This window comes from Halopseudomonas pertucinogena (assembly GCF_014646575.1).
GTDB lineage: Bacteria > Pseudomonadota > Gammaproteobacteria > Pseudomonadales > Pseudomonadaceae > Halopseudomonas > Halopseudomonas pertucinogena.
Genome location: NZ_BMNN01000001.1, coordinates 1070008 through 1095420, shown reverse-complemented (window position 1 = coordinate 1095420; position 25413 = coordinate 1070008). Strand labels below are relative to the sequence as shown.

Genomic DNA, 25413 nt, shown 5'->3' with positions numbered 1-25413 from the left:
TCAATTCTGCTGAGGGTCCGGCTCCAGACTGCCAGGCTCCAGAATCGCCTGCAGAGTAATGACATAACGGCCGAACGCCTCCCGTCCGCTTCTGCTCAAGCAGACCCGGGTACGCGGCTTCTTGCCGACAAAATCCTTCTCCACCAGCACATAACCGGCAGCTTCCAGGGTGGTCAGGTGCGCCCCGAGATTGCCGTCAGTGGCTTGGACAATGGCGCGCAGGGCAACAAACTCCAGCCATTGCCTGGCCTCGAGGGTATTCAGCGCCGCCATGATCTTCAGCCGCACGGGCTGGTGAATGATTTCGTCGGGAGTCTGCACTTAGTGACTCCTCAGCCAGAGCCCGGACAGGATCAGGGTGCCGCCGCAGGCCATGGCCATCCACGGCCAGAAGACCGGAAGCAGAAACAGATAGCCGCCGAGGGAAAGAATGCCAAGTGCAGCACCGATAACGGTGTAACGCGGACGTAACTGGATACCCCGCAGGACGTACAGCGCGGACAGGAAAAGCGGTGCCAACATCGCGCCCTGCTCTGGGCTGATGGGCCAGAAGACCCAGTGCACGGCAATAATGAACGAGAGAATGGTGGTGATTACCGCGAGGTAGCGCCGAACGATGCCCGCCCCGGCGCCGCTGCGCACCGCCAGCCAGGTACCGATGGCCAGCGCAGCGAGCACGACTGCAGTCCATATGCCAAGCAGATATCGGGGAAAACAGGCAGACAGCGAAAAGCCGGCCAGATAGGCCAAACCCCACAGAATCAACTGACCGGACTCGGCCCGGTAATCCTGAAAGCCTGCGGCTCTGTGCTTGATGAGATCAATGTCCCGTAGCGCCTGAGCGGCTTCTTCAGCGGTAGGCAACATGACAGCTCGCTTTTTTGTTATATGTTGCAAAGTACTCTATTACGTAGAGCGAACACTTGCAAGAGATGTATCAACAAAAAGCAAGGTGCACCACCCGTCTCGCTGGTCGCCTCAGCGGCCAGCGGTCATCAGGTTATCGTCGGTTCGATTAGGGCAGTTGATCAGTTCGGAAGTGGCCAGCCAGTGATCATCCGGATACCAGGAAAACATGAACTGCCCGCCCTTGAGGCTGTCAACAACCATGTCACCCACTTCCGGGCGTACCGCTGGGCAACCGTGGCTGCGACCGATACGTCCGTGCCGGCTGATCCAGCTCGGGTCAACGTAATCGGCGGAGTGGATGACGATGGCGCGCTGGCGGGCCAGATCGTTGAAGCCTGGTTCCAGCCCGTCCATCCGCAGGGAGTAGCCATGGCGGCCGAAGTAGCTCTCCTGGGTGCGGAACAGCCCGATGCTGGACTGGTGGCTGCCTTCGATGTTGGAGAACCGGCTCGCGAGGTTGTCTCCAGAGCCCTGGCCATGGGCGACCAGATCCTGCAGCACCAGACGCTGCTCGAGAAGGTCGAAGATCCAGAGCCGCTGCTCGGTGGAAGGCAGGGAAAAATCGATTACAGCGAGGCGCTCGGCTGGATCCACGCCGCCGGCAACGGCGCATTCCATGGCCGAGACCGCGGCGGTGAGCACCTGCGGATCGAGGTCCGGTGCCTGGTCGGCCAGACGGCTTATCAAGGCCGGGCCGGAAATCCGCCCATGCTGCTCATAGGGAAGCAGTGCGGTCTGCTTGGCCACCACCGGCGCAGATAGAACAGGGAGACAGCAAAGGGAAAGCACGCCAAGACGGCGCAGAACATCAAACATCAAGCCCCCTCGACTCCAGCTGGAGCCGAAAAATATCACGAAACGGTACAGGCTGTTATCCGCCCTTCGACCCTGCTTGCCCCGCAGTGGAGGAACCGTAAGCAAGGTCGGCTGAATGAACACCCCCAAAAGTCTGGTTGGGAGATTAACGTTTGCTTAAAAAATGTACAGTGTTATTCGTCAGTTGTCTGAGTTTTGCGGCATATGGAACCCAGGCAGAATACACCGTGAACGTAGCGCTCACGCCGATTCAGGAGGTTCTTCAGCAGGAAACCGATGCCTGTCCATTGCCGGAACTGCGCACTGCGCCGGTGATCCAGGCGCTGGACAGGCTCTATCGCGCCACCGGTTACATTTCCATATGGCAGGATCAGGAACGGGTTGACGCCTTTCAGCAGCAGTTGCTCGATCTGTCCGCCGATGGGCTCAACCCCAGGGAGTACATCGTCCCCGCTGCCGAGGACGTCGAGCCGGTCTGCGCTGAACTGCATTACAGCGCCCTTTATCTGCTGGCACTGGAGCACCTCAGTCGCGGCCGGCTGGATCAGCAGAAACACGAGCCGGTCTGGCAATCGGACTCGGCCCTGCCCCCGGTGCGCGTGGGTGTGGCGCAACTGGGCATTCTCGGGCTGGAGGACATGGCTGCGGCGTTCAAGCGCGCCCGCCCTAGCTTCTACCTGTATCGTCAGCTGCGTACGGCTTACCAGCAGATGGACGCAGACCTGCCCGATCTCGCCCCCTTCCCCGACGGCCCGCTGATCAAACCGGGGGCGACCGACCCGCGGCTGCCACAGTTGTCGCAGCGACTGATTCTCACCGGCTATTTCAACCCCGATGCCAGCGCCGGCCCACTGGACAGGCCGCTGACTGATCCGGACCTGCTGTACGTCCAGCCGCTGACCTATGATGAGCACCTGCAGCAGGCAGTGCGTGCGTTCCAGCGGGAGCATGGTCTGCAGCCCGACGCGGTGGTGGGCCCGCAGACCGTTGCAGCGCTGAACCTCAGCCCGCAGGAGCGACAGCAGCGGGTCCGCATCAACCTGGAACGCCTGCGCTGGCTGGATGCGCGCCGTCAGCACCATAGCCTTGTATCCAACGCCGCCGGGAGCAACGCACTGCTGTTCGAGGGTGATGAGCTGCGCTGGAAGTCACGGGTTCAGTCCGGGACGGCTGACCGGCCCACCCCCCCTGCTCGACTCGCGGATCAACCGGGTGACGCTCAACCCGAGCTGGACCATACCGCCGACCATCCTGCGCGAGGACAAGCTGCCGCAGATCCGCTCCAACCCCGCCTATTTCAGCGACCGCAACCTCATGGTACTGGATACCGAAGGTACCCAGCTTGATCCCGCCTCAGTCGACTGGGATAACCCGCGGGGCATCCTGCTGCGCGAGCCACCGGGGCCGAACAACCCGCTGGGACGCATGGTATTTCGCTTCGACAACCCCTTCGCGGTGTTCCTGCACGACACGCCCAGTCAGGCACTGTTCGCCAGGGCGGTGCGCAACGTCAGTTCCGGCTGTGTCAGGGTCGAGCAGGCTGACGAATTGGCGGATTATCTGTTTCATACTCTCGACAATCACCAGCGGGATCGGATTCAGCAACGGATGGATAGCGGCAAGACCCATGAGATACGCGTCGAGAACGGTCCGCAGGTGCTGCTGACCTACTGGACGGCCGAAGGGACCGCAGATGGCAGGCTGCGCTTTACTCCCGACCCCTACGGGCTGGATGCCCCGCTGATCCGTGCCTATCACCAGGCGACCGGTCTGCAATGACCGGTCGCATCGCTGTCAGATCCAGCGTCGGCGGCGGAACAGCACCAGCAGGCCCACCACCAGAACCAGCATCAGCAGCATCACGGCAGGGTAGCCCCAGACCCAGCGCAGCTCCGGCATGACATCGAAATTCATGCCGTAGACCCCGACGATGAAGGTCAACGGCATGAACAGCGAAGCGAAGATGGTCAGCACCTTCATGATCTCGTTGGTGCGCTTGCTGACGCTGGACAGGTACAGGTCCAGCATGCTCACCAGCAGTTCGCGGATGGTGTCGATGCTGTCCATCACATGGATGACGTGGTCATACACATCGCGCAGATAGAGCCGGGTTTCCTCGGAAATCAGCGGATTCTCGTCCCGCGCCAGGCGGCTGAGCAGTTCGCGCAGGGGCCAGATCGACTTGCGCAACAGCAGCATCTCGCGCTTGTAATGGTGCATGCGCGCCAGGGTGTCGGGGCCCGGAGCGTCGATGACCTGATCCTCCAGCTCCTCCACCTGCTCACCGATGTATTCCAGCATCTCGAAGTAGTGGTCGACCACGGCATCCAGCAAGGCATAGGCCAGATAGTCGCTGCGCATGAAGCGTATGCGCCGGCCCGCTCGCAGGCGCTCACGCACCCCCTCGAACACATCACCGGGGCGCTCCTGAAAGGACAGCACGTAATCCTTGCCCAGCACCAGACTGAGCTGCTCGGAATGAATCTGCTGGCGGTCCTTGTCGAACCGCAACATGCGCAGCACGATGTACAGATAGCCGGGGTATTCCTCGACCTTCGGGCGCTGATCGGTGTTGAGAATGTCTTCCATCACCAGTGGGTGCAGCTCGTACAGGCTGCCAAGCGATTCCACCACTGCCGGGTCGGCCAGGCCATCCACATTCAGCCAGCTGATCTGCCCTGCCCGTTCGGGACGCTGGAACCGAGCGAGATTTTCAACGGGCGACTCCTCCAGTTGTTCCGGCCCGTAGGTGATCAGCCGTATGGCCGCGCTGTCCGGTTTATGCCGCCCGATATGCAACAGCGTACCGGGCGGCGCACCGAGTTTCCCGCCCCGTTTCACGACCAGCTTGCGCGCCATGCGTCCCCCTGTCAGTCCCTGGCTTCGAACCACTTGAGCTTATGCCTGAGGCTAACTACCTCCCCGACGATCAGCAAGGTGGGCGGTTTGATCTCGGTCTGCTCGACCAGCGCCGGCATGCTGGCCAGGGTGCCGGTGAGCACCATCTGCTGCGCCGTGGTGCCCTGCTGGATCAGGGCGATGGGTGTGTCCGGGGCGCGGCCGTGGGCAATCAACTGCTCACAGATAACCGGCAGGCCAACCAGGCCCATATAGAAGACAACCGTCTGCCCCCGGGCTACCAGTTCCTGCCAGGGCAGATTGGTACTGCCATCCTTCAGGTGGCCGGTGACAAAGCGCACCGACTGGGCATGATCCCGGTGGGTCAGCGGGATACCGGCATAGGCAGAGCAGCCGTTGGCTGCGGTAATACCCGGTACTACCTGAAAGGGAATGCCGTTGGCGGCCAGCTCCTCGATTTCTTCGCCGCCGCGACCGAAGATGAACGGGTCCCCGCCCTTCAGACGCAGCACCCGCTTGCCCTCCTTCGCCAGGCGCACCAGCAGCTGATTGATCTGCTCCTGAGGTACCGCATGATCTGCCCGCGCCTTGCCCACATAGATGCGGTCGGCATCGCGCCGGCACAAATCGATGATCACGTCCGGCACCAGCCGGTCATGCAGCACCACATCCGCCTGCTGCATCAACCGCAGGGCGCGAAAGGTCAGCAGATCCGGATCTCCCGGCCCGGCCCCGACCAGATAGACCTCGCCCTGGTAGCGCTGGCCCTTCTGCTGCCCCAACCGCTCGACCAGAAGGCGCTCGGCTTCATCATCGCGACCGGAGAATACCCGTTCGGCAATATCACCCTGGAATACATCTTCCCAGAACACCCGGCGCTGGTTGATGGTCGAAAAGGCTGTCTTTACCCGGGAACGGAAACGCTGAGCCAGCTGAGCAAGCCGACCCCAGGAATGGGGAAAAAGCGTCTCGATGCGGGCCCGTGTAAGGCGCGCCAGGACGGGGGCATGGCCGCCAGTCGAGACGGCAATCACAAGTGGCGAGCGGTCGACGATGGCGGGAAAGATGACGGTGCAATGCTCAGGCGCATCCACCGCGTTCACGGGCAGACTGCGTGCCTGGGCGTCACGGGACACCCGGGCGTTGAGCTCCCCGTCATCGGTCGCTGCAATGACCAGCTGCGCCCCTTCCAGCTGGTCAGCGCTGTAGTTCTGCAGAAGCGTTTCACCGCCGCGCTGCTGCACCAATGAAAGCAGCTCCGGCTCGATGGTCGGGGCGACTACACGCAGGCGCGCGCCGGCTTCGCTCAGCAGCCTGGCCTTGCGCAGGGCAACATCGCCCCCGCCGACCAGCAATACCAGACGCCCGCGCAGGTTGTGAAACAGGGGCAGAAAATCCATCTGTACCTCCTTGGTAGACCGGGCGCCTTGTGGACTCAGCCGATACGCTCGAGCCCGCCCATGTAACTGCGCAATACCTCGGGTACCACAACGCTGCCATCGGCCTGCTGGTAATTTTCCAGAATCGCCACCAGCGTCCTGCCCACGGCCAGGCCGGAGCCGTTCAGGGTGTGCACCAGTTCCGGCTTGCCGGTTTCCGGGTTACGCCAGCGGGCCTGCATGCGGCGGGCCTGGAAGTCGCCGCAGCTGGAGCAGGAGGAAATTTCCCGGTACTTGTTCTGGCTGGGAATCCACACTTCCAGATCGTAGGTCTTCACCGCGCCGAAGCCCATGTCACCGGTACACAGTGCCATGGTGCGGTACGGCAGCCCGAGGCGCTGCAGCACATCTTCGGCATGGCCGGTCAGCTCTTCCAGTGCGCGCATGGAATCGTCCGGGCGCACTATCTGCACCATCTCGACCTTGTCGAACTGATGCTGGCGGATCATGCCCCGGGTGTCCCGGCCTGCCGAGCCGGCCTCACTGCGGAAACAGGGTGTATGCGCGGTCATCTTCAGCGGCAGGCTGTCGGCATCCACGATGGTCTGGCTGACGATGTTGGTCAGGGACACCTCGGAGGTCGGGATCAGGTAGAAGTCCCGCTCCCCTTCGCCCTGGGGGATCTTGAACAGGTCTTCCTCGAACTTGGGCAGCTGGCCGGTACCCATCAGCGCCTCGGCATGCACCAGATAGGGGGTGTAGACCTCCTCGTACCCATGCTCGTTGATATGCAGGTCCAGCATGAACTGAGCCAGAGCCCGGTGCAGACGCGCGATCGGGCCGCGCATCAGCGCAAAGCGCGCGCCGGACAGCTTTGCAGCGGTGTCAAAATCGAGATAGCCGTGCCGCTCGCCGATGGCGACGTGATCCTCGGCCTCGAAGTCGAAGGTGCGTGGCGTGCCCCATCGGCGTACCTCGACGTTATCGTCCTCGCCGCCGCCAACCGGTACGCTCTCGTCCGGCAGGTTGGGAATGGCCAGCAGAATGGCGTCAAGCTCGGTCTGGATCGCCTCCAGTTCCTGCTTGGCCGCATCCAGCTCGGCGCCCATGCGGTCCACGTCCGCCAGCAGCGGCTGGATATCCTCGCCCCGGGCCTTGGCCTGGCCGATGGATCTGGAGCGACTGTTGCGTTCAGCCTGCAGGGTCTCGGTACGGGTCTGTACGGTCTTGCGGCGGGCTTCCAGCGCTTCGAGCTGGGCCACGTCCAGTTCAAAGCCACGGGTGGCAAGACGGTCGGCAATCAGTTGGGGTTGGCTACGCACCAGTTTTGGATCAAGCATCGGGCATCATCTTTTGGTTGCAGGGTGACAGCCTGGCGACTAGCGGGTCAGCATCAGGCCGGCCCAGGTGGCGGTCAAACACAGGCACACGCTGAGCAGAACATATCCGAGAGCCAGCAGGCTCTGGCCATTTTCCGCCAGACGCCAGGCGTCCAGGGAAAAGGCCGAAAACGTGGTAAAGGCACCGAGGAAACCTGTCATCAAGCCCTGTTGCACTACAGGCGACAGCTCCGGCCGGTTCAGCCACAGGCCGTATAGTATACCTATCGCAAGGCATCCGAGCAGGTTGATGACGAGGGTCGGCAGGGCAAATGCGTCGGGCCATAACCTGAGCATGCCGAGACCGAGAGCAAAGCGTGACAGCGCACCCAGTGCGCCCCCCACCGCGATGGCGGCGAGCAGGCCGGTCACGCTTTATCCTGGCGGCGTTTATTGCCGCTGGCGGCATCCAGACTGCGCAGGTATTCCAGCTTCTGACCGATCTTCAGCTCCAGCCCGCGATTGACCGGCTCGTAGTAGCGCCGCGGCTCCAGCTCCTCGGGAAAATAATCCTCTCCGGCGGCGTAGCCTTCCGGCTCATCGTGGGCGTAACGGTAGGCCTGGCCGTAGCCCAGCTCCTTCATAAGCTTGGTCGGCGCGTTGCGCAGATGCAGCGGCGGCTCCAGCGACGGCTGGCTGGCGACATCCTGCATCGCCATCTTGTAGCCCTTGTATACCGCATTGCTCTTGGGCGCGCAGGCCAGGTAGACGATTGCCTGGGCAATGGCCAGCTCCCCTTCCGGGCTGCCCAGACGCTCCTGTACGTCCCATGCATTCAGACACAGGGTCAGTGCGCGGGGGTCGGCGTTGCCGATGTCCTCGCTGGCCATACGCACGGCGCGCCGGGCGATGTACAGCGGGTCGCAGCCGCCATCGAGCATGCGTGCATACCAGTACAGCGAGGCGTCCGGGTTGGAGCCGCGCACCGATTTGTGCAGCGCGGACATCTGGTCGTAGAAGGCTTCGCCGCCCTTGTCGAAGCGGCGCCGGTTGTCGTTGAGCAGGTCCCCCACCAGTTCGACATCGATGCTGCCGCCATCGGCCATCAGGTCCGCGGCGATTTCCAGCAGATTGAGCAGGCGGCGGGCATCACCATCAGCCGCATGGATCAGGATATCCCGCGCCTCGTCCGTAATGCCCAGCCGGTGCTGCCCGAGCCCACGCTCGGTATCGGTCAGCGCACGCTCAAGCAACAAGCGCAAGGCCTGATCATCCAGCGCCTTGAGCACATAGACCCGCGCCCGGGACAGCAGTGCGTTGTTCAGCTCGAAGGAGGGATTCTCCGTGGTGGCACCAATAAACAGCAGGGTGCCGTCTTCCACGTAGGGGAGAAAGGCATCCTGCTGGGCCTTGTTGAAGCGGTGCACTTCGTCAACAAAGAGAATGGTCTGGCGACCGCTCTGGGCAGCGTGCTGCCTGGCCTGATCCACTGCCTGGCGGATCTCCTTGACCCCGGCCAGCACCGCGGAAATGGTGACGAAGTGGGCATCTGCCAGGGTGGCCAGCAATCTGGCCAGGGTGGTCTTGCCCACTCCCGGCGGCCCCCAGAAGATCATCGAGTGCAGTGCGCCCTGCTCCAGCGCCACCCGCAACGGGCGCCCCGGACCCAGCAGATGCTGCTGCCCGGCATACCCATCCAGGCTGGTCGGGCGCATACGCGCCGCCAGGGGCTCATGGGGAGCGGCGGCAGAGGCAAACAGGTCATTCACTGATGACATCGACCCCGTCAGGAATCACGAAGGTGAACTGGGCATCGTCCAGCGGCGCATTCAGTTCGACGTTGCGAAACAGGATGTTGGTGCGCTGGCCCACCGGATCGCTCATCTGCATGTCATTGATCACGCCGTTGCTGAAGGAGACGCGCAGGTTGTCGAACATCGAGTCGGCCTCCTTCGGTGTCAGGGTAAAGTCCAGCACGCCACCGGCACCGGTCACTTCTATGTGGAAACTCTCCTGCAGCTGGCTGACGTCACCGGACAGCAGCAATGCTGGCGTATGGCTGAGGCGCTGGTCCATCTGCTGGATGGTGACCTGCTCCAGATCCGGGTCATACAGCCAGATCTTCTCGCCATTCGATACCAGAATCTGCTCCAGGGGTGGATCGGTATGCCAGCGGAACATGCCCGGGCGCTTCAGTGCGAGACTGCCGGTGGTTTCCTGCAGGCTGGCACCGTTGGCACTCAGTGTCATCTGGGAAAAGCCCCCGGTCATGGTCTGGGCCCTGGAAAGCAGCTCGTTCAGGCGCTCGGCAGCGCGGGCCTGGTCATCCGCCGTGGCGGCCAGCGGCAACAGCGCCAGGCACAGGGCGGTAATACTGGAACGCAGGAATGTCTTCATCTGTTCCTTCAATCACGTGGGGGTGGAGGCGCGATGACCTCGCGCGAATTGGTGTGGTCCGGTGCTGAAACGACCCCGGCCATTTCCATGGATTCAATCATGCGCGCCGCCCGATTGTAACCAACCTTGAGCTTGCGCTGCAGGGAAGAAATGGACGCCTTGCGCGACTCGGTGACGAACCGCACGGCTTCGTCGTACAGGGGGTCATCTTCCTCGCCGTCGCCGCCTCCGCCGTCAAATCCGCCGCCGCCACCTTCATCGGCACCGTCCAGAATGTCCTGGATATAATCCGGCTCGCCGCGCTGCTTCCATTCGTCCACCAGACGGTGCACCTCATCGTCCGAGACGAAGGCGCCGTGTACGCGCACCGGCAGACTGGTTCCCGGAGGCATGTAGAGCATGTCCCCGTGCCCCAGCAGTTGCTCGGCGCCACCCTGATCGAGGATGGTGCGCGAATCGATGCGGCTGGACACCTGGAACGCGATGCGGGTGGGAATATTGGCCTTGATCAGACCGGTGATCACGTCCACCGACGGGCGCTGGGTAGCGAGAATGAGATGGATCCCGGCCGCCCTCGCCTTCTGGGCGATGCGGGCAATCAGCTCTTCCACCTTCTTGCCGACGATCATCATCATGTCGGCAAACTCGTCGATCACCACGACGATCACCGGCAGGGTTTCCAGCTCCGGCGGGATGTCATCCACGCTCTCGCGCCGGAACAGCGGGTCGGTCAGCGGTTCGCCGGCCTTGTGCGCCTCCTTTACCTTGCGGTTGAAGCCCGCCAGGTTGCGCACGCCCATGGCAGCCATCAGCTTGTAACGCCGTTCCATCTCGGCTACGCACCAGCGCAGGGCATTGGAGGCCTCCTTCATGTCGGTGACCACCGGACACAGCAGGTGCGGAATGCCCTCGTAGATCGACAGCTCGAGCATCTTCGGGTCAATCATTATCAACCGCACGTCTTCGGGGTGCGACTTGAACAGGATACTCAACAGCATCGCGTTGACGCCCACCGACTTGCCCGAGCCGGTGGTACCCGCCACCAGCAGGTGCGGCATCTTCGCCAGATCGGCCAGTACCGGCTTGCCGCCGATGTCATGACCCAGCGCAAGGGGCACGGCGGAAGTGGCCTCGTCGAATTCCCGGGTCTGCAGCACCTCGGACAGCCGCACGATCTCGCGATCCTCATTGGGGATCTCGATGCCGATGGTGGTCTTGCCCGGGATGACCTCCACCACCCGCACGCTGATCACCGCAAGCGAGCGCGCCAGGTCCTTGGCCAGGTTGGAGATCTTGCTCACCTTCACGCCCGGCGCAGGCTGGATTTCGAATCGGGTGATGACCGGCCCCGGCTGCACCTTCTCGACCTCCGCCTCGACACCGAAATCCTTGAGCTTTAGCTCAAGCAGGCGCGACATGCCTTCCAGCGACTCGGCGGAAAACCCCTTGCTGATCTTGCACGGCGGGTCGAGCAGCCCGATCGGTGGCAGCGAGCCCGGCACCACGGGCTCGAACTTGAGTGGCGACTGGCGCTCCTTCTGGGTGCGCACGCTGGACTCCACCGGCCGGGTGTCCAGCGGTTCGATCTTCGGCGGCTGACGCTTGCTCTGGCTGGCGACGTGTCTGGACAGGGCTTCCTGCCGCTGGGCCCGGGCCTGCTCCGCCTGGCGCTTCTCCTCCAGGCTCACCACCGGCTCCCGGCGCCCGGTCGGCACTTCCCGACCAGGTGCTGCCTGCCGCGCCGCTGCCCGACGGCTGCGCCAGCCGGCCCAGGCCTGACGGAACAGGTCCAGCAGGTCCAGCGTGATACGCCCTGTGAGGTCCATCACCTTGAACCAGGACAGATTGGTGAACACGGTCAGACCGAACAGGAACAGAGTGAGAAACACCAGGGTACTGCCCTGCATGTTCAAGGCCGGATAGGTCAGCTTCACCAACTCCTGGCCCAGAGCACCGCCGGCGCCGGCGCCCTGGGGAAAACCCGCCGGAGCAGTGCCGTGCAGTGCCGCCAGCGCGGTGCCGGCCAGCAGGGTCAGTACAAAACCAATCAGCCGCCAGGAAAACAGCCAGCCGTTCCAGATGAATGGCAGGTGCCGCCGGCGGAACATCTGCCAGACCTTGACGGCGACTATCAGCGGGAACAGATAGGCGAGATAGCCCAGCGCCACGAGCAACACATCGGAAATCCAGGCCCCCATATGGCCGCCGGCATTCTGCACGGTCACCTCGCCACTGCTGCGAGTCCAGCCCGGGTCCCCCAGGTTATGGGTGAACAGCGCCATGCACAGGTACAGGCACAGCGCGATCATGCCCAGCAGCGCCCCTTCGCGCAGGCGCAGACTGAGTTGTTCTCGCCAGGCAAAGTGCTGGCCTTTCTGAGGTCGGGTATCCTTCAACGCTCTGGCTTCCATTTTTACTTAGCCGTGTATTGTACAGATTCTGTGAAGTCCATGTGTTGACCAGCGGGCCGGGCTACCGTTCCCGGGCTGGCGGGAACTATCCTGATCCCGGACAATAGCTTATCGATGCTTCTTGATAAACCATTTGAATGAACAACAGGATTCCCGATGATGGAACTGAGGTGGCTGGAACCAGGTGAACTGGCGTTCCCGCCGGCCAGCGAAGCGCTCGCCGAGCCCAACGGTCTGCTTGCCGTGGGGGGTGATCTCAGCCCGGAGCGCCTGCTGCTTGCCTACCAGCAGGGCATCTTCCCCTGGTATGAAGAGGGTCAGCCCCTGCTATGGTGGTCTCCGGACCCACGCACGGTGGTGGCGCCGGCGGATGTTCACCTGTCACGAAGCATGCGTAAATTCCTGCGCCGGAGCGACTTCGCCGTCACCTTCGATCTCGACTTTCCCGCGGTCATCCGCGGCTGCGCCGAGCCGAGGGACTACACGGACGCTACCTGGATCACACCGGCGATGCAGCGAGCCTATATCGAGCTGCATCGCCGCGGCCATGCCCATTCGGTGGAAGTATGGGAGCATGGCGAGCTGGTCGGCGGGCTCTACGGTGTAGCCCTGGGCCGCATGTTCTTCGGCGAATCCATGTTCAGCCGCCGCAGCAACGCCTCCAAGACCGCCTTCCTCGCGCTGGCCAGCTACCTGCGGCGACTGGGCTGCGAGCTGATCGACTGCCAGATGCCTACCGACCACCTGCAGAGCCTCGGCGCGGTGGAGCTCCCCCGCGAATATTTCCTGAACAAGGTCGGGCAGTTGACCGACGCACCCGACCGCTGGCCACTCCCGGCATCGGGCGATCCCGTTGAAGCAATTCCCGCGGCTTCTATACTGGACGGACTTACCAGCGAGGGAGCGACATGACCGATCTGGCGCACCTGAAATTCTATGCCACGCAGCCGCACCCCTGCAGCTACCTGGAAAAAGAGCACGCAGTCACCCTTTTCCTCGACCCCTACGAGAAGGTCGACGAGCACACCTATGAGCGGCTCTCCGAGCTGGGCTTTCGCCGCAGCGGCGACCACCTCTATCGCCCGCACTGCCCTCAGTGCAAGGCATGTGTGCCGGCCCGCATCCCGGTGGACGCCTTCACTCCCAGTCGCCAGCAGCTGCGCATCTGGCGGCGCAACCGGGATCTGCTGGTGACCAGCTGCCCACCACGCATCGACAGCGAGATCTACGAGCTCTATTCCCGCTACATCAACATCCGTCATGCGGACGGCGACATGTACCCGCCCAGTCGGGAGCAGTTCGAATCCTTTCTGGTGAGCAACAGCCCGTTCTGCGAGTTCAATGAGTTCCGCCTCGATGGACGCCTGCTGGCCGTTGCGGTGACCGATCGCCTGGCCAATGGCCTCTCAGCGGTCTATACCTTCTTCGATCCGGAGGAGTCGCGTCGCAGCCTGGGCCGCTACGCCATCCTCTGGCAGATCGACGAGGCCAGACGCGCCGGCCTGCCAGCGGTCTATCTCGGGTACTGGATCCGTAACTGCCGCAAGATGAACTACAAGACCGAATACCGGCCGCTGGAAATGCTGGTAAGCCAGCGCTGGATTCTGGTTCACTAGCCCCCTGCGGTCCGTTCCGGCGCCTGCTCTTGGCTGTTGCGCGCTTTTCTGGCACAATACCTCACCTTTTTTGCGGGCTTTCATCCTGATCCCGCTCGGCAACAGATTTGAGAGGCCTTTGCTTAATGGCGAAAGAAGACAGTATCGAGATGGAAGGCACTATCGTGGATACGCTGCCCAATACCATGTTCCGTGTGGAACTGGAAAACGGCCACGTGGTTACTGCCCACATTTCAGGCAAGATGCGCAAGAACTACATCCGCATCCTGACCGGTGACAAGGTACGTGTTGAACTGACCCCCTACGACCTGACCAAGGGTCGCATCACCTACCGCGCCCGCTGATCCGCGACGCTTTCATGTACGCCCCGAGCTGATCTTACCGGGGCGCTGCCGCCCTCCCCCCGGACAGTATTCTCTACACGCAGGAAGCCCCGTGCGGCACATGTCCGCACGGGGCTCCGTCCTGTCCGCCGATCAGCGCGGCATGTATTTGCCCAGTTCGATCTTGCCGATGGATGCACGGTGAACCTCATCCGGCCCGTCGGCGAGGCGCAGGGTGCGCTGCATGGCATACATGTGCGCCAGAGGCGTGTCCTCGGAAACACCGGCTCCGCCATGCATCTGGATGGCACGGTCGATTACCCGTAGCGCAACATTGGGCGCGACCACCTTGATCTGGGCGATCTCGCTGCGGGCGACCTTGTTGCCGACGGTATCCATCATGTAGGCCGCATTCAGCGTCAACAGGCGAGCCTGGTTGATCTCGATACGCGATTCCGCGATCAGATCGATATTGCCGCCCAGCTGCGCCAGCCGACGACCGAAGGCTTCCCGTTCGACAGAGCGTCGGCACATCAGCTCCAGCGCCCTTTCGGCCGCACCGATGGAACGCATGCAATGATGGATGCGACCCGGCCCGAGGCGACCCTGGGCGATTTCAAACCCCCTGCCTTCTCCCAGCAACACGTTGCTGTAGGGCACCCGCACGTTCTCCAGCACCACCTCCGCGTGGCCATGGGGTGCGTCGTCGTAACCGAAAACGGGCAACGGCCGGATCACCTTCAGGCCGGGCGCATCCATGGGCACCAGAATCATCGAGTGCTGCTGGTGGCGGGGCGCATCCGGATTGGTCAGACCCATGAAGATCATCACCTTGCAGCGAGGATCACAGGCGCCGGAGGTCCACCACTTGCGGCCGTTGATCACCCATTCGTCGCCTTCACGGCGGGCATTGGCCTGCATGTTGGTGGCATCGGAGGAGGCAACGCCCGGCTCGGTCATGCCGAAGCACGAGCGGATCTCGCCGCGCAGCAGCGGCTCCAGCCACTGTTTCTTGTGCTCTTCGGTGCCATAGCGCACCAGCACCTCCATGTTGCCGGTATCCGGCGCACTGCAGTTGAAGGCTTCCGAGGCCAGCCCGGATCGCCCCATGAGCTCGGCAAGCGGCGCATATTCCAGGTTGGTGAGCCCGGCACCCAGCTCCGACTCGGGAAGAAACAGATTCCACAGGCCAGCTGCCCGGGCCTTGTCCTTCAGTTCCTCGACGATGGCCGTGGGCTGCCAGCGATCACCCTCGTTGACCTGCTGATGGAAAATCCGCTCGGCAGGAAACACATGCTCCTGCATGAACGCATCCACACGCTCACGCAACTGCTGCACCTTGGGGGAATATCCGAAATCCATGCTTACCACCTCATCATTGTTGTTGGTATGTAACCGGGGTACAAAAAAGGTAGATGAGACGATTTGATTTATCTAATCTATTTTCGGCGTGTATAAACATTCATAAGCAATATATACTCGATCATCCCTATAAGACCTATAAACGAGCCATTCGAAGGATACTGCGATGAACCTCAGTAAAGTCGACCTGAACCTGTTCATTGTATTTGACGCCATCTACACCGAGGCGAACCTGACCCGGGCAGGCCAGATCGTCGGCATCACCCAGCCGGCGGTGAGCAACGCCCTGGCTCGCCTGCGGGATACGTTCAATGACCCGCTGTTCGTCCGGACCGCCCAGGGCATGGTGCCCACACCGATGGCACAGAACATCATCACACCGGTGCGCCAGGCGCTGCAGCTGCTGCGCGTCTCGGTCCAGGAAAGCCGCAGCTTCAACCCCACCGAAGCGAACAAGACCTATCGCATCAGCATGACCGACCTCACCGAGGCGGTGATACTGCCCCATCTGGCCGGTCGGATCCGCCGCCTGGCACCCAATATCAATATCGACAGTTTTCTCACCCGCCGCCGGGAGACGACCAAGGAGCTGGCGGCCGGCCGGCTGGATTTTGCCATCGATGCGCCGCTGAACACTGACCCGCAGGTGCGGCATGTCCGCCTGTTCGAGGACCGCTACGTCTGCATCATGCGCAAGGGGCACCCGCTTGCCGGCAAGGAGAGCATTACGCTTGATGACTATCTTGCCCAGTCCCATATCCACATCTCCAGCCGCCGCAATGGTCTCGGCCATGTGGACCTTGCCCTCGGCAAGATGGGTATCCAGCGACGGGTGATGCTGCGCTCGCAGCACTACCAGATGGCGCCTCTGGTGCTGGAATCCACGGATATGGTGATGACTGTCAACGAACGCTTCGCCCGTCGCCACAACCTGCACTGGGTGGAGCTGCCCATCGAGGACATCCCGCCGATCCAGACCCACCTGTTCTGGCACGAAAGCACCGATCAGGACCCGGCCAACCGCTGGATGCGTGAGCAGATCATCGAGCTGTCCCAGCAGCTGGAGCGCAAGATGGCCAAGGAGCGGGAAGCGGCGCAGGCAATGGTGGCGGAATAAGCCCGTCGCACGCCTGACCGGGCCATTGGCGCGGGCCGATCGCGCCGCCGCGACTGGCTGAGACCGCTGGCACCGCTGATCGTCCCCAAATCCGGGGAAGACATTGTTACCCCGGCTCGTAGGAGCGTCGACCTCGGCGCGATTGCGTGCAACGCACGCCTGGGTCGATTACTCCAGCGCGGGCGCTTCCTCGGGGACCGGCGCAAACTGCGAGGCCCAGATGTCGCGGTACTTTTCCAGCAGGCGCCTGGGCTCTCCCTGGCGGACCATCCGGTACATGCCCTGGGCCAGAGCGCCGCGCAGCAACGGCGAATTGCATGCCGAGTGGTGGGAAAGCGTGTAATAGAGCTGCTCGTTTATCAGTGAACCCTCCAGGATATCCAGCTGGTCCAGCACATTGCGCTGCGCTGCCAGCGCGAGGCCCTGGTGGCGCTGGTGGATCAGATAATCCGCCCTGCCTTCCAGCAACTGATCAAAGGCCTGATCGATGCTGCCTGCCGTGCTGATCTGCAGGTGATCATCGGCAAAGGTGTCGAAGGCGGCACCGAAGCTGCTGGTAGCCAGCGACACGCCCTGCCTGCCCCGCAGATCATCCCAGCCGCTGTAGGCGAAGGCCTCGCCGCGGCGAACGAAGATCACGCTGGGCATTTCCATGAACGGTGGATGAATGTAGTCCACTTCCGCCAGCCGCTCGGGGGTGAGAAAAGATCCAGCGAGCATGTCTACCCGCCCGCTGTGCACCTCCTGCTGCGCCTGCTCCCAGCTGCCCACGTGCAGCGCATCCACATGGATGCCGGCCGGTTTCAGCGCCTCTTCCAGCAGCTCCACAGCGGCGCCGGTGAGGCGAGTGGGATCGTCCGGACTGGCCCAGAGCAGCGGCGGGTAATCCGCATTGCCGGTTACCACGACACGCTCACAGGCCCCGCCTGCAGCGCTCACCGAAACATGGGTCAGGGCCACCAGAGCACCGGCCAGATATGTGAGGACGGTATTCTTACGCTGCTGCCAAGCCATTGGCTGTTCTCCCGGTCAGTCTGAGCAGTGACGCTCAGTATAAAGGCTGCTCAGGCGCCGGCAGCCACGCCACTGTGAAAACGGAACTCGTCATCGTCCGCCACCATCGCCGCCGCTTCCACTTCGGCAAAGAAGGCAATACGATCATCGATGGGCCCGTCAGCGTAGTCCCGGGCCAGCTTCAGGTAATCCTGATAATGCCGCGCCTCGGACTTGAGCAGCGACATATAGAAGGTGCCCAGCTCCTCGTCCAGGTGCGGAGCCAGCTTGGCGAAGCGCTCGCAGGAGCGGGCTTCGATAAAGGCACCGACAATCAGAGTGTCCACCAGTCGCCCCGGCTCGGAGGTGCGCACATGCTGGCGCAGGCGCTGGGCGTAGTGACTGGCAGACAGGCCCCGGTAGGTCACCCCGCGCTTGTTCATCAGCGCGGTAACCTGCTCGAAATGCCGCAGCTCCTCGCGGGCCAGCCGTGACATCTTCTGCAGCAGATCGGGTTTGTCGATATAGCGGAACATGAGGTTCAGCGCGGTGCTGGCGGCTTTTTTCTCGCAGTTGGCGTGGTCTATCAGCAGCTCCTCGGGGTGCCGCAGCGCCTGGGCCACCCAGGCATCAGGGGTCGGACAGGGGAGAAATGCGATCAATTCAGCTGGGAGAGTCATGGCTACTCGGCTACAGAGGTTGAGGCCGGCGATTATACGTGCTTGCGCCCCGCATGCCGAATCCTGCAGCGCGCTCCCCGCTGCTGCGTTGTATGAAAAAGCGTCTACATTGATGTATAGCGAATATCCGCGAGCCGGACTGAAAGGAGACGTCATGCTAACCATCAAGCGAATACTGGTCGTCATCGACCCCAGCAGGGAAGACAACGTGGCGCTGGTCCGCTCACGCTTGCTCGCTGGCTATCTGGGCGCGGACCTGCACCTGCTGGTGTGTGAAAACCGGCGGGACCACAGCGCCGTGCTCGAAGAGCTCTGCGCCAGTCTCGAGACCGCAGGCATCACGGCCTCCTTTACCCAGGCCTGGCACAACAACCTCACCGATACCATCATCCGCACCCTGATGGCCCACGGCTGCGGGCTGGTCATCAAGCAGCACACGCCGGATAATCCGTTGAAGAAGGCCCTGCTCACCCCCGAGGACTGGAAGCTGCTGCGCTACTGCCCTGCCCCGGTACTGCTGGCAAAGGGCAGCGCACTCTGGCTGCAGGGCAAGGTACTGGCTGCGGTTGACCTTGGCGATCACGACGATCAGCATCAGAGCCTGCATCGGAGCATAGTCAGCCACGCGGCGGACATCGCCCGCATGATCAACGGCGAGCTGCATCTGCTCAGTGCCCACCCGGCGCCGATGCTGTCGGCAGTCAACCCCATCTATCAGCTGCGTGAAACCATTCTCGAGGTATACGGCGAGAAAGCCCGCCGGTATGTAGAGGAGTATGAAATCTCCGAGCGTAATACTCATATCGACGAAGGACCAGCCGACGCCCTCATCCCTCGGGTGGCCGAACAGATCGGCGCCTGCGTCACGGTGATCGGAACGGTCGCCCGCACTGGTATCTCCGGGGCGCTGATCGGCAATACCGCCGAGGTCGTGCTTGATCAGCTCAGCGGCGATGTCCTGGTGCTCAAGCCGGACGACATGATCGACCACCTCCAGGATCTGGTCGAGAAATAGCCCCTCCGGACCCGCTGCGCTGCAGCGGGTTCCCGCTTAACTTTACCCTCCCGATACTGTAGAATCCGGGGCCGCCGTAAGTGCTGTGTACAGGCGTCTGCCCGCAACCGACTTTCTGATACCCCAGTTAACCGGGTTGCCAACACCAGATCGGGCCTTCGCTTGCACCCATCCCTATTTCCGGCATCCTGGGTCCGTGAGGATGACCGTTCCGTTACCAACGGAACAGACTGATGAGGGTAATAATTGTGCTTGAAGCCTATCGCAAACACGTTGAAGAACGCGCCGCCCAAGGTGTTGTACCTCAACCGCTCAATGCCGAACAAACCGCTGGTCTGGTAGAACTGCTGAAGAACCCGCCGGCGGGCGAAGAAGAATTCCTGCTTGATCTGCTCACCAACCGCGTTCCGCCGGGTGTGGATGAAGCTGCCTACGTCAAAGCCGCCTTCCTGTCTGCGGTAGCCAAGGGTGAAGCCACCTCGCCGCTGCTGAACAAGGTACGCGCCGTTGAACTGCTCGGCACCATGCAGGGTGGCTACAACATCGCCACCCTGGTGGAACTGCTGGATAACGAAGAACTGGCCGCCACCGCCGCCGAACAGCTCAAACACACCCTGCTGATGTTTGATGCCTTCCACGACGTGGCCGAACGGGCCAAGAAGGGCAATCAGTACGCCAAAGCCGTGCTGGAGTCCTGGGCCGCCGGCGAGTGGTTCACCGCCAAGCCCGCAGTAGCCGAAAAGATCAGCCTGACCGTTTTCAAGGTCCCCGGCGAAACCAACACCGACGACCTGTCGCCTGCTCCTGACGCCTGGTCGCGCCCCGACATCCCGCTGCACGCTCTGGCGATGCTGAAAATGTCCCGCGACGGCATCGAGCCGGTCGAGCCGGGCGTCATCGGCCCGCTGAAGCAGATCGAGGAAATGAAGGCCAAAGGCCTGCCGGTTGCCTACGTCGGCGACGTGGTGGGTACCGGTTCCTCGCGCAAGTCCGCCACCAACTCGGTGCTGTGGTTCTTCGGTGACGACATCCCCTATGTGCCGAACAAGCGCGCCGGTGGCTTCTGCTTCGGCACCAAGATCGCCCCGATCTTCTACAACACCATGGAAGACGCCGGCGCCCTGCCGATCGAATTCGACTGCACCAACCTGAACATGGGCGACGCCATCGACGTCTACCCGTACGAAGGCAAGGTATGCAAGCACGGCACCGATGAAGTCATCACTACCTTCGAACTGAAGACCCAGGTCCTGCTCGACGAAGTACGCGCCGGCGGCCGTATTCCTCTGATCATCGGCCGTGGTCTGACCGAGAAGGCGCGTGCCGAACTGGGCATGGGTCCCTCCGACCTGTTCCGCAAGCCCGAAGCGCCTGCCGAAAGCAACAAGGGATACACCCTGGCACAGAAGATGGTCGGCAAGGCCTGTGGCGTCGAGGGCATTCGCCCCGGCACCTACTGCGAGCCGAAGATGACCACCGTCGGTTCCCAGGACACCACTGGCCCGATGACCCGCGACGAGCTGAAGGACCTGGCCTGCCTGGGCTTCTCCGCCGACCTGGTGATGCAGTCCTTCTGTCACACTGCCGCCTATCCGAAGCCGATCGACGTCAACACCCACCACACCCTGCCCGACTTCATCCACAACCGTGGCGGTGTCTCGCTGCGCCCGGGTGACGGCATCATCCACAGCTGGCTGAACCGCATGCTGCTGCCCGACACTGTCGGCACCGGCGGCGACTCGCACACCCGCTTCCCGATGGGCATTTCCTTCCCGGCCGGTTCCGGTCTGGTAGCCTTTGCCGCTGCCACCGGCGTCATGCCGCTGGATATGCCGGAATCGGTACTGGTGCGCTTCAAGGGCGAAATGCAGCCGGGTATCACCCTGCGTGACCTGGTCCATGCAATCCCCTACTACGCCATCCAGGAAGGCCTGCTGACCGTCGAGAAGAAGGGCAAGAAGAACATCTTCTCCGGCCGCATTCTCGAGATCGAAGGTCTCACCGGGCTGACCGTTGAGCAGGCTTTCGAGCTGTCCGACGCCTCTGCCGAGCGCTCTGCCGCAGGTTGCACCATCAAGCTGCCGGAAGAGGCGATTGCCGAGTACCTGAAGTCCAACATCACCCTGCTGCGCTGGATGATCGCCAACGGCTACGAAGACGCCCGTACCCTGGAGCGTCGCGCTCAGGCGATGGAAGCCTGGCTGGAGAAGCCGGAGCTGCTGGAAGCCGACGCCGACGCCGAATACGCTGCGGTCATCGAGATTGATCTGGCCGACGTCAAGGAGCCCATCCTGTGTGCGCCGAACGATCCGGACGACGCCCGCCTGCTGTCCGAGGTACAGGGTCGTCAGATCGACGAAGTGTTCATCGGCTCCTGCATGACCAACATCGGTCACTTCCGCGCTGCCGGCAAGCTGCTGGAGAAGAACAAGGACGCCCTGCCGACCCGTCTGTGGCTGGCTCCGCCGACCAAGATGGACCAGTGGATGCTGACCGAGGAAGGCTACTATGGCATCTACGGCAAGGCTGGCGCGCGCATGGAAATGCCCGGCTGCTCGCTGTGCATGGGTAACCAGGCACGCATCAAGGCCAACTCCACTGCGGTCTCCACCTCCACGCGGAACTTCCCGAACCGCCTGGGTGACGGCGCCGACGTGTTCCTGGCCTCCGCCGAGCTGGCCTCGGTAGCGGCGATTCTGGGCCGTCTGCCGAACGTTGACGAATACATGAGCTATGCCCGCGACCTGGACAGCATGTCCAGCGAGGTGTACCGCTACATGAACTTCAACGAGATCGAGTCCTACCAGAGCGCTGCAGCCAGCATTCCGGTGGTTGAAGTCTGATTATCCATAATCAGTGAAAAAGCCCCGCCCGGGTAACCGGAGCGGGGCTTTTTTGTGCCTGATCAGGTGTGTAGAGAAGCCATGGCGCGACGGATGGATTCTGCATCGGTGGGCCTCACCAACCGCCCCACCTCTTCGCCGTCACGCAGGAAGATGAGTGTTGGCCAGAGCTTTACCCTGAAGGAGCGGCCCAGCCGACGGCCGGGGCCATCTTCCACCTTGATATGGTGCAGTTCGGGATAGTCGCTGAAAGCCTTCGCCAGATGGGGCTGGGCCGCCTGGCAATGGCCGCACCAGTCGGTGCCGAATTCCAGCAGCGCTGGTCCCCGTAATGCGTCCACATCATCGCGGGTGGGTGCGTTGTCTGAATAGTTGGTCAGCATCGGCATGGGATCCTCCTAAGCATGAACAGAGTCGTTATCCGTTGGACTTTACCCTGCTGTGGAGGTGCCGTGCCCTTTTACGCCGGGAACACCCAGTCTGCGACACGCCGTGAATACGTCCCTGTAGGCTCATTGATGCCATCCATGGCATCAAACGGTCGCAGACCGGGTGCTCTCGGCGTAAAGGAATGAGCATCGGCAGGGCTGCTATTAAACCATCAGCAACGCGGGACTATCCGGGTGAGGGTGGTCGGCAGGGGTGTGCCGACCGTCGGTTGTCAGGGATGACAACCGCGAGCTTACATGGACGTACTTGCAGCGTGTCGGCACGGCCCTGCCGGCCAGCCCCACCCCTGCACATCCCCACAATTCAGATGGCAGGTTATACCAGCTCCGCCCACAGATCATACTCATCAGCCGCAGTCACCCGCACACTGACGATATCCCCGGGATTCAGCGGCTCCTCGGTATCGATGTATACATTGCCATCGATCTCCGGCGCATCGGCCATGGAACGGGCAATCGGCCCCTCCTCGTCCACCTCATCGATCAGCACCTGAATCACCCGGCCGATCTTCTGCTGCAGACGCGCAGCAGAAATGGCTTGCTGGTGCGCCATGAAGCGATCCCAGCGCTCCTGCTTGATCTCGTCTGGCACTGCCTCCAGCCCCAGCTGTTCTGCGGGGGCTCCTTCCACCGGGGAATACTGGAAACAGCCCACCCGGTCCAGCTGGGCTTCGGTCAGCCAGTCGAGCAGATACTGGAAATCCTCTTCGGTCTCGCCCGGGAAGCCGACGATGAAGGTGGAGCGAATGGTCAGTTCGGGACAGATCTCGCGCCACTTGCGGATCCGCGCCAGAGTCTTGTCCTCGAAGGCGGGACGCTTCATCGCCTTGAGCACCTTTGGGCTGGCGTGCTGGAAGGGAATATCCAGATACGGCAGGATCTTGCCCTCGGCCATCAGCGGGATCAGTTCATCGACATGGGGGTACGGGTAGACGTAGTGCAGGCGCACCCAGACGCCCAGCTCGCTGAGCGCTTCGCACATCTCGGTCATGCGCGACTTGACCGGGCGGCCGTTCCAGAAACCGGTGCGGTACTTGATGTCGACGCCGTAGGCACTGGTGTCCTGGGAGATGACCAGCAGCTCCTTGACGCCAGCCTTGACCAGACGCTCGGCCTCGCTGAGCACCTCGCCCACCGGCCGACTGACCAGTTTGCCGCGCATGGAGGGGATGATGCAGAAGCTGCAGCTGTGGTTGCAGCCTTCGGAAATCTTCAGGTAGGCATAGTGCCGCGGCGTCAGCTTGATCCCCTGGGGCGGTACCAGATCGATCAGCGGGTTATGCTCGGTGCTGGGCGGTACCACCTCATGCACTGCATTGACCACCTGCTCGTACTGCTGCGGCCCGGTGACCGCCAGGACGCTGGGATGAACGTCACGGATCGCGCCTTCCTCCACGCCCATGCAGCCGGTGACGATCACCCGCCCGTTCTCCGCCAACGCCTCGCCGATGGCATCCAGGGATTCCGCCTTGGCCGAGTCGATGAAGCCGCAGGTGTTGACCACCACCACGTCCGCCCCTTCGTAGGTGGGGACGACCTGGTAACCTTCAGTGCGGAGCTGGGTGAGAATGCGTTCGGAGTCAACGAGGGCCTTGGGGCACCCCAGGGAAATGAACCCGACGCTGGGGGTTTTGGCGGGGGGAGTTGCGGTATCAGTCATCAGCTAGCCACGGAATAGGAAAAAACGTGGCGTATTCTAGCCGGCGACCTACCGCGGCGCTATAGCCGCGGCAAGCCGCCGGTCAGCGGTTATCTCCTTTTCCTGCGCAGGCGATCCATGAGCACGCCCCGCTCCCGCCATATCGCAATCTGCCGATCAAGAAACTGCAGATAGGCCCGTCTCCGCGCACGTCGTCGGCGGGATTTGCGGCGTATGCGTGAGCGTCGCAATCTTGGCATGGTTCATCGCCTCCGTGGTCAGCAGAATGTCCTTATACAGACCTGATGTGACAGATCAACGCTCCTTGATCTCGCGGATTTCACTCTGCGGCACCTGGTTCATACGGCCGCTGTGATCCTCGTATTCGATCATGCCGGTGTCCTCGTCGATCTCCGGCTTGTCGTCTGCCTCGATGAGCTGACCGTCGCTGGTGCGGATCAGGTGATCGTTGGAGCAGCCGACCAGAGTGAGCATGCCGGTAACGCAGAATACGGCCATCAGCCAGTTTTTCATGATGTACCCTCTTGTTTGCGACAGGTTTCCTGCCAGTACGCAAGTGTGACAAGAGTTTTATCGAACCGGTTCCGCCAGTTTCGCCATTGCCGGAGCGCGGGGCATCCGGCGGGCCTGAACTATCGGCCCTGCAGGAAGGTGGCCACAGCGCGGATGTCGTCATCATTCAGTGCGTTTGAAATGGCGATCATCACCGAGGCGTCCTGTGCAGGATTCTGCTGCTGGAAGCGACGCAGCGCGGTCTCCAGATATCTTGCCGGCTGGCCGGCCAGGCGTGGCATGTTGCTCACCCCCTGGGCCTCCGGACCATGGCAGGTAGCACAGGACCGGCGATAGAGGCGCTCACCCGCGGCCGTCTGCACCGGGTCTCCGGCCGGTCGTGGGGCAACCACCTGCTGGCTGAAGTACACCGCCAGATCGATGCGCTCCTGCAATGACAGCGATCTGGCCAGCTCGGTCATGACCAGATCATTGCGCCGGCCATCACCGAATTTCTCGAACTGCTCGAACAGGTACCGGGGGTGCTGGGCAGCGAGGTTGGGAATGTAGTCCCGCCGGCTGTTACCGTCCTCACCATGGCAGTACCCGCAGTACAGCATGCGCTCCTTGCCCGCCGCATAGCTGGCACGGAGTCGGTTGGTATCTGCCATGATGCGCTCGAGCTCATGCAGTGCCTGTCCGACGCCGTCGGCCTGGATCACCGTGGGCGAGCCAAACATCAGAGCGGCGAGCAGCATCAGCCTTTTCAGGGA

24 protein-coding genes and 1 pseudogene are annotated in these 25413 nt (G+C 62.4%); 8 read left to right on the top strand and 17 right to left on the bottom strand.

Going from position 1 to position 25413, the window contains the following annotated elements; genetic code table 11:
* From IEW63_RS05230 to IEW63_RS05220, 3 genes are all read right to left on the bottom strand, one after another.
* Positions 1-321 carry a winged helix-turn-helix domain-containing protein gene (locus tag IEW63_RS05230; protein ID WP_188635486.1) on the bottom strand — a complete coding sequence of 107 codons (321 nt, stop codon included), beginning with the start codon at positions 319-321 and terminating at the stop codon, positions 1-3.
* Entirely contained in the window at positions 322-867 is a 546-nt protein-coding gene (locus IEW63_RS05225) for a hypothetical protein (RefSeq protein ID WP_188635485.1), read from the bottom strand.
* Between the two features lie 111 nt (positions 868-978).
* Entirely contained in the window at positions 979-1725 is a 747-nt protein-coding gene (locus IEW63_RS05220; RefSeq protein WP_188635484.1) for a murein L,D-transpeptidase catalytic domain family protein, read from the bottom strand.
* A gap of 170 nt (positions 1726-1895) precedes the next feature.
* Between IEW63_RS05220 and IEW63_RS05215 the strand changes: the two are divergent.
* Positions 1896-2711: pseudogene (locus IEW63_RS05215) on the top strand (L,D-transpeptidase scaffold domain-containing protein); the annotation flags it as partial.
* Between the two features lie 226 nt (positions 2712-2937).
* The gene (locus IEW63_RS14625; RefSeq protein WP_373288207.1) at positions 2938-3504 is read left to right on the top strand and encodes a L,D-transpeptidase family protein; all 567 of its coding nucleotides are present in this window, start codon (positions 2938-2940) and stop codon (positions 3502-3504) included.
* 15 nt (positions 3505-3519) lie between these two features.
* Here IEW63_RS14625 and corA read toward each other — a convergent pair whose 3' ends face one another.
* Genes corA through IEW63_RS05180 form a run of 7 tightly spaced genes read right to left on the bottom strand, consistent with a single transcriptional unit; the run spans position 3520 to position 12090 of the window.
* Entirely contained in the window at positions 3520-4584 is a 1065-nt protein-coding gene (gene corA, locus IEW63_RS05210; RefSeq protein ID WP_188635482.1) for a magnesium/cobalt transporter CorA, read from the bottom strand.
* Between the two features lie 11 nt (positions 4585-4595).
* A complete protein-coding gene (gene cysG, locus IEW63_RS05205) occupies positions 4596-5984 on the bottom strand; it encodes a siroheme synthase CysG (RefSeq protein WP_188635481.1) in 1389 nt (462 codons plus the stop codon).
* A gap of 35 nt (positions 5985-6019) precedes the next feature.
* On the bottom strand, positions 6020-7303 hold the full coding sequence (gene serS, locus IEW63_RS05200) for a serine--tRNA ligase (RefSeq protein WP_188635480.1): 1284 nt from the start codon (positions 7301-7303) through the stop codon (positions 6020-6022).
* A gap of 39 nt (positions 7304-7342) precedes the next feature.
* A complete protein-coding gene (gene crcB, locus IEW63_RS05195) occupies positions 7343-7714 on the bottom strand; it encodes a fluoride efflux transporter CrcB (protein ID WP_188635479.1) in 372 nt (123 codons plus the stop codon).
* Positions 7711-9060 (bottom strand): replication-associated recombination protein A, encoded by a 1350-nt coding sequence (locus IEW63_RS05190; RefSeq protein ID WP_188635478.1) that lies wholly within the window; start codon positions 9058-9060, stop codon positions 7711-7713. The genes crcB and IEW63_RS05190 overlap by 4 nt, the downstream gene beginning before the upstream one ends.
* The gene (gene lolA, locus IEW63_RS05185; protein ID WP_188635477.1) at positions 9044-9679 is read right to left on the bottom strand and encodes an outer membrane lipoprotein periplasmic chaperone LolA; all 636 of its coding nucleotides are present in this window, start codon (positions 9677-9679) and stop codon (positions 9044-9046) included. Before lolA ends, IEW63_RS05190 begins: the two co-directional genes overlap by 17 nt.
* Positions 9680-9687: 8 nt before the next feature.
* Entirely contained in the window at positions 9688-12090 is a 2403-nt protein-coding gene (locus IEW63_RS05180) for a DNA translocase FtsK (RefSeq protein WP_188635476.1), read from the bottom strand.
* A gap of 156 nt (positions 12091-12246) precedes the next feature.
* On the opposite strand from IEW63_RS05180, the gene aat reads away from it, so the two are divergent.
* The 3 genes from aat (at position 12247) to infA (ending at position 14050) form a co-directional block, all read left to right on the top strand.
* Complete coding sequence (aat, locus tag IEW63_RS05175) at positions 12247-13002, top strand: leucyl/phenylalanyl-tRNA--protein transferase (RefSeq protein WP_229710327.1); 756 nt, start codon at positions 12247-12249, stop codon at positions 13000-13002.
* On the top strand, positions 12999-13706 hold the full coding sequence (locus IEW63_RS05170; protein WP_188635475.1) for an arginyltransferase: 708 nt from the start codon (positions 12999-13001) through the stop codon (positions 13704-13706). Before aat ends, IEW63_RS05170 begins: the two co-directional genes overlap by 4 nt.
* A 125-nt stretch (positions 13707-13831) precedes the next feature.
* Positions 13832-14050, top strand: a complete 219-nt coding sequence (gene infA, locus IEW63_RS05165) for a translation initiation factor IF-1 (RefSeq protein ID WP_036989719.1) — start codon at positions 13832-13834, stop codon at positions 14048-14050.
* Positions 14051-14182: 132 nt separating this feature from the next.
* Here infA and IEW63_RS05160 read toward each other — a convergent pair whose 3' ends face one another.
* Positions 14183-15391, bottom strand: a complete 1209-nt coding sequence (locus tag IEW63_RS05160; protein WP_188635474.1) for an acyl-CoA dehydrogenase — start codon at positions 15389-15391, stop codon at positions 14183-14185.
* A 166-nt stretch (positions 15392-15557) separates the two neighbouring features.
* Here IEW63_RS05160 and IEW63_RS05155 point away from each other — a divergent pair, with 166 nt between their 5' ends.
* The gene (locus IEW63_RS05155) at positions 15558-16508 is read left to right on the top strand and encodes a LysR family transcriptional regulator (RefSeq protein WP_188635473.1); all 951 of its coding nucleotides are present in this window, start codon (positions 15558-15560) and stop codon (positions 16506-16508) included.
* Between the two features lie 168 nt (positions 16509-16676).
* On the opposite strand, the gene IEW63_RS05150 is transcribed toward IEW63_RS05155, so the two are convergent.
* Entirely contained in the window at positions 16677-17522 is an 846-nt protein-coding gene (locus IEW63_RS05150) for a substrate-binding periplasmic protein (RefSeq protein WP_188635472.1), read from the bottom strand.
* Positions 17523-17572: 50 nt separating this feature from the next.
* Positions 17573-18181 (bottom strand): MiaE family protein, encoded by a 609-nt coding sequence (locus tag IEW63_RS05145; protein ID WP_188635471.1) that lies wholly within the window; start codon positions 18179-18181, stop codon positions 17573-17575.
* 154 nt (positions 18182-18335) lie between these two features.
* Between IEW63_RS05145 and IEW63_RS05140 the strand changes: the two genes are divergently transcribed.
* Together IEW63_RS05140 and acnB are read left to right on the top strand one after the other, a co-directional pair.
* On the top strand, positions 18336-19196 hold the full coding sequence (locus IEW63_RS05140) for a universal stress protein (protein WP_188635470.1): 861 nt from the start codon (positions 18336-18338) through the stop codon (positions 19194-19196).
* 248 nt (positions 19197-19444) lie between these two features.
* Positions 19445-22039 (top strand): bifunctional aconitate hydratase 2/2-methylisocitrate dehydratase, encoded by a 2595-nt coding sequence (gene acnB, locus IEW63_RS05135; RefSeq protein ID WP_188635577.1) that lies wholly within the window; start codon positions 19445-19447, stop codon positions 22037-22039.
* A 62-nt stretch (positions 22040-22101) separates the two neighbouring features.
* Here the strand turns inward: acnB and IEW63_RS05130 are convergent, their stop codons facing one another.
* The 4 genes from IEW63_RS05130 to IEW63_RS05115 all read right to left on the bottom strand — a co-directional run bounded on the left by IEW63_RS05130 (position 22102) and on the right by IEW63_RS05115 (position 25398).
* On the bottom strand, positions 22102-22422 hold the full coding sequence (locus tag IEW63_RS05130; RefSeq protein WP_188635576.1) for a thioredoxin family protein: 321 nt from the start codon (positions 22420-22422) through the stop codon (positions 22102-22104).
* 382 nt (positions 22423-22804) lie between these two features.
* Complete coding sequence (rimO, locus tag IEW63_RS05125; RefSeq protein WP_188635469.1) at positions 22805-24148, bottom strand: 30S ribosomal protein S12 methylthiotransferase RimO; 1344 nt, start codon at positions 24146-24148, stop codon at positions 22805-22807.
* Between the two features lie 294 nt (positions 24149-24442).
* Positions 24443-24661 carry a YgdI/YgdR family lipoprotein gene (locus IEW63_RS05120; protein ID WP_188635468.1) on the bottom strand — a complete coding sequence of 73 codons (219 nt, stop codon included), beginning with the start codon at positions 24659-24661 and terminating at the stop codon, positions 24443-24445.
* 119 nt (positions 24662-24780) lie between these two features.
* Positions 24781-25398 (bottom strand): c-type cytochrome, encoded by a 618-nt coding sequence (locus IEW63_RS05115; protein ID WP_229710326.1) that lies wholly within the window; start codon positions 25396-25398, stop codon positions 24781-24783.
* Between the last annotated feature and the right edge of the window lie 15 nt (positions 25399-25413).